Annotated in this window: 3 protein-coding genes; all 3 read right to left on the bottom strand. The window is 55.6% G+C overall.

Features of this window, described 5'->3' with window-relative positions; genetic code table 11:
* Positions 1–1652 (bottom strand): N-acetylmuramoyl-L-alanine amidase (locus V6D20_04950; protein ID HEY9815137.1); only part of this gene is annotated, 1652 nt, incomplete at its 3' end.
* A 3-nt stretch (positions 1653–1655) separates the two neighbouring features.
* Positions 1656–2765, bottom strand: a complete 1110-nt coding sequence (locus tag V6D20_04945; protein HEY9815136.1) for a mechanosensitive ion channel family protein — start codon at positions 2763–2765, stop codon at positions 1656–1658.
* 79 nt (positions 2766–2844) lie between these two features.
* Positions 2845–4414, bottom strand: a 1570-nt coding sequence (locus V6D20_04940) for a penicillin-binding protein 1A (GenBank protein HEY9815135.1), incomplete at its 5' end; no start/stop codon positions are given.

The raw sequence follows: 4414 nt of genomic DNA, 5'->3' as shown, positions 1-4414 counted from the left end.
AGTTCGAGTAAGACCGAAGGCGTCACGGTGGGACGAGTGAGAGCTAAGTTATTCCAGAACACGCCATAGGAGGGGCGATCGAGGGTTTCCACCAGATAATTATGGAGAAACACCGATAGATCGTGGGCTTGGGCGTGATACCAGAAGGTGCCGATGCCCGCCGTATTCAGCGCGTCTCCTGCATCAGGTAAGGCGTTGTAGTGTAAGCTGAGGGCGATCGCTGGCTCTTGGGCAAGAATTTGATCGACGCGATCCTGAGGGAACAGATCATCATCCCCTTCCCGAGTCATGAGCACCGTTGCGCCCCTTACTTCTAGCTCATCTCGCACCAGTTGAGATATGATCAGCGCTACATCTTTTTCAGGATAGCCGGTCGGCCCTCTTGCTCCTAGATCCTCATCGCTACCATGTCCAGGATCGAGTAAGATCGATACGCCAGCTAGGGGGCGATCGCTCGTCGCTTGACTACGATCGGGGGGATGGCGTAGAGATAAGACAAGACTGCTACCCTGATACTCTAGCTTATAGCCCCAAGACTGATCAGATTTGAGGGTGAAGGTATAGTCCACTTGACCGGGCTGGGGTTGATACCAATCAAGCCGTTCGACCACCGGATCGTCGTCGAGATAAATGGTGTCGGTCTGGGCAGTGGTGTGGTGCAGGGTGAGGGTGAGGGTGCGATCGCTCTGCTGCACCGTGACTGGCACGGGCACCTCTAACGGAAAAATCACCTCCGTCCAGCCATCGAGCGATCGCGACTGAAGACCACGAATCTGCGATCGCACCGGCGCAGCGCTGGGACGCATGGTCACCTCGCTGTCCCGAATCCAAGCGCCATACTCCAAGCGTACCCAGTCGCCCTGCCGGCCGGTCACCGCCGATTGGCTGCCGCGCGGCAATGGCGTGAGGCGTGAGTAATTAGTGCTGGGCCCAGTGCGGGCAGTGCCAGACTCGACGATCACCTCTGCGACGTTAAACGCGGTCGGCGTTAGGCTAGTAATCTGCCCTGCTGCTGCCTCAGTATGTATCTCATCTCCCTGAACAATCTCATAGGTGGGCGCACCTAAGACACCGGAAGTTGGCATGGTCGTACAGCCCCGATGGGCGATCGCTTCTTGGTGGGGCAGGGGTTGGGTGTCGCCGGTCAGCACCGCGAAATTGGAGGGAAGGGTCACCCCATCGGTCAGGGGCTGCAGGTCAATGGACTGCCCGGCCCAGTCTACCGACACCCTGCTGGTACGGGCAGCGATCGCTTCAAAACACACGAGTTCCCCCGGCTGTAGGGCTAGATCTGCCGTTGGAGCCAGGGAACCGGCCATCACCAGTTCACCCTCCGCTAAGGTTGGCACCGCTGAAAGACGATGAATGGAAAACGTGAGGGAGCGATCGCCCTGTTGCAGGGTCACCGTGTTAACGCCTAGCTCTAGGGGAATAGATGGGGCAAAATGGCCAGCGGGGCTGCGTTCCACGACCTCGCCGTTCAGGGTCACTGGTTGATCGGGGTCGGCCGTGCCAATAAAAAAGAGGCGATCGGCAGTTGTCTCGTGGTTCTCTGGAGGATAGACCACGGATAGGGCCCAAGCGGATGGCGTCAGAGCCATACCTACTAAACTAGCAGCAACACTGAACTGAGCAATGGTGGGGATGTGCATACACTACTCGTCTCCGGAACTCTGGAGGCTATCGGTGGTTTCGCTCAAGCCAGAGGCGTTTGCTCCGCTGAAGTAGGTCACTTGGGTGGGGTAAGCAAATTCAATACCCCGTTTCTCGAAGGCTTGTTTTAGCTCTAGGTTAATTGCCTGTTGCGCATCCATATATGTGGCATAGTCCCCGGTTATCACGTTATACACTACCTCAAAGTTGAGGCTGAAGTCACCGTAGGAAGCAAAGTGGGCGCGATCGAAGACGACATGTTCAGTCTGTTCAATAATGGTCTGAATAATGCCTGGAATTTCCTTCAGATGCTCTAACCCGGTTTCATAGGTGACGCCAATGCGAAACACAATTCGACGGGTAGTCATCCGCTTAAAGTTGCGAATTCGAGACGCCGTTAGGTCAGTATTGGCAATCACCAACTGCTCACCGTCGATGCTGCGCATGCGGGTGGTTTTGATGCCAATATGCTCCACCGTGCCCACACTGTCGCCCACGATAATAAAGTCACCCAGTTCGAAGGGCACATCCAGCAGAATCGAAAAGTAGCTAAACAAATCTTGCAGCACACCTTGGGCGGCTAGGGCAACAGCAATGCCCCCAATTCCTAAACCAGCAACGATCGCTGCGATATCAAATCCAAAGTTGTCCAGCAAAAACACCACGCCCACGGCCCAGAGCGCAATACGCATGGCTGGCACGAGGGCATGTAAGCTGGCTTCAAAGGCGGGGCTGTTGGGGCGACGAGTTACGGCATAGAGTCGAATGCCGTATTCCACAAGGGCCCCTAGGAGCTGGACTGCGCAGAGGGTACCCAGCACCACCCATACAATATTCACGACCTGCTCCAGAATGGGGTGCAGGTCTAGAACGTTAATGGCTAAGTAGGTGATGCCCAAGAAGGCGATCGGGATGAGAAATTTCTCAAAAAGTTGAATGAGGTCATTATCGAGCGGTGTACTGGTGCGGCGGGCAAACTCTTTCAGTCGCCCCACCACCACCACTTGAATAAGCTTGATGGCGATCGCCCCCAACCCCGCCGTACCTACCGCAATCAAATAATCAGCGACTGTGTTATTCAACACCGTCGTATCTAAAAAATCTTGCAACATACCGTCATCTTGCTGGGACTATACTGGCGCAGCGGTGACAGGCTTGTCCCGCTTGCGTCCGTGAACCATCCTAAACTCCTTAGGGACGAACAAAATCCGTCGCAGGACGGAAATTTTCCACGGGTTCACCCTGCAGCGCTTTTAGCATGAAGTCTCGCCAAATGGGAGCGACAAAGCTGCCCCCCGTTGCGCCCCCCCACAGCGGTCGATAGTCATCATTGCCCACCCAGACGGCCACGGAGAGCTGGGGTACATAGCCCACAAACCAAATATCTCGCTCTGATGAGGTTGTCCCGGTCTTGCCGGCGGCGGGGCGATCAAGGCGGGCAGCAGTTCCTGTGCCGCTATCAATCACGCTGCGCAACATGCTATTCAAAGATGCCGATGCCCAAGGATCGAGCACCAACTGCGGGCGTGGTGTGTTGTCCAGCAGCACATTACCAGCCCTATCGGTGACCTGCACAATTAAGGTTGTCTCCGACTGCCAACCATTACTAGCAAAGGTGGCATAGGCGGCGGCCATTTCCAAGGGCGTCAAGTCTACGGAACCTAGAGGTAGGGAGGTCACGGGCTCAATGGGACTAGAAATTCCTAAAATTCGGGAAACTTCAATAATGCGGTTAATGCCCACCTCTTGACCTAGTTTGACGGCGGGCACATTGCGAGACATGGATAACGCCTGCCGCAGGCTCATGGTGCCGCCAAAGCTACCATCGTAGTTTTGTGGGCTATACATTTCGTTGCCATCAGGATAGCTGACTGGGCTATCGTTAATCGTGGAATCTGGGCCATACTTGCCGGATGCTAGAGCAGCATAGTAGACAATGGGCTTAAAGGCAGACCCAGGCTGTCGTAGAGCTTGGGTGGCGCGGTTATACTGACTTTGGTTATAGTCCACCCCGCCCACGATCGCTTTCACATAATGGGTGCGGGGATCAACGGCCGCCAGAGCAATTTGATCGGGGTAGAGCCCCTGGACCTGAAGGCGGCGATGGTTGTCGCGGACGACCTGCTCCGCCATCGCCTGAAATTCTAGATCCACCGTGGTCTGGATGCGCATGCCGCCTCGCAGCAGTTCGTCTGAGCCAAAGCGATCGCTTAATTCTTGCACCACCGCCTCTGTAACATAGGGCGATAGACTGCGCTGGAAGGAGGTTACTTGTCCGAGGACAATGGGCTGGCTACGGGCTTCAGCTTCCTCTGCCGGGGTAATCCAACCCAGCTGGCGCATCCGCATCAGCACCACAGACTGCCGTTCTTTGGCGAGCTGATAATCCACAAACGGACTGTAGTCTTCGGGCGCTTGGATCAGCCCCGCCATCATCGCCGCTTCCGCTAGGGTGAGTTCCGAGGCAGACTTGTTGAAATAGCTGCGGGCTGCGGTTTCGGCTCCATAGGCGTTGTGTCCCCAATAGACCTGGTTGAGATACATCTCAAACACCTGGTCTTTCTCAAAAATTTGCTCTAGTCGCATGGCCAGCACGGCTTCCGCCAGCTTGCGGCTCATGGTGCGTTCTGGGGTGAGGAAGAGGTTTTTCACCAACTGCATGGTTAGGGTGGATGCCCCTTCCACGGTGCGCCCTTCTTCTAAGTTGCTCAAAAATGCCCGGGCCACGCTGGTGGGGTTAATGCCATGGTGCTGAAAAAAG

The organism is Candidatus Obscuribacterales bacterium (assembly GCA_036703605.1).
Taxonomy (GTDB): Bacteria; Cyanobacteriota; Cyanobacteriia; order RECH01; family RECH01; genus RECH01.
Note: the sequence above shows the minus strand (reverse complement) of the source record. Positions and strands in the feature narration are given on the sequence as shown.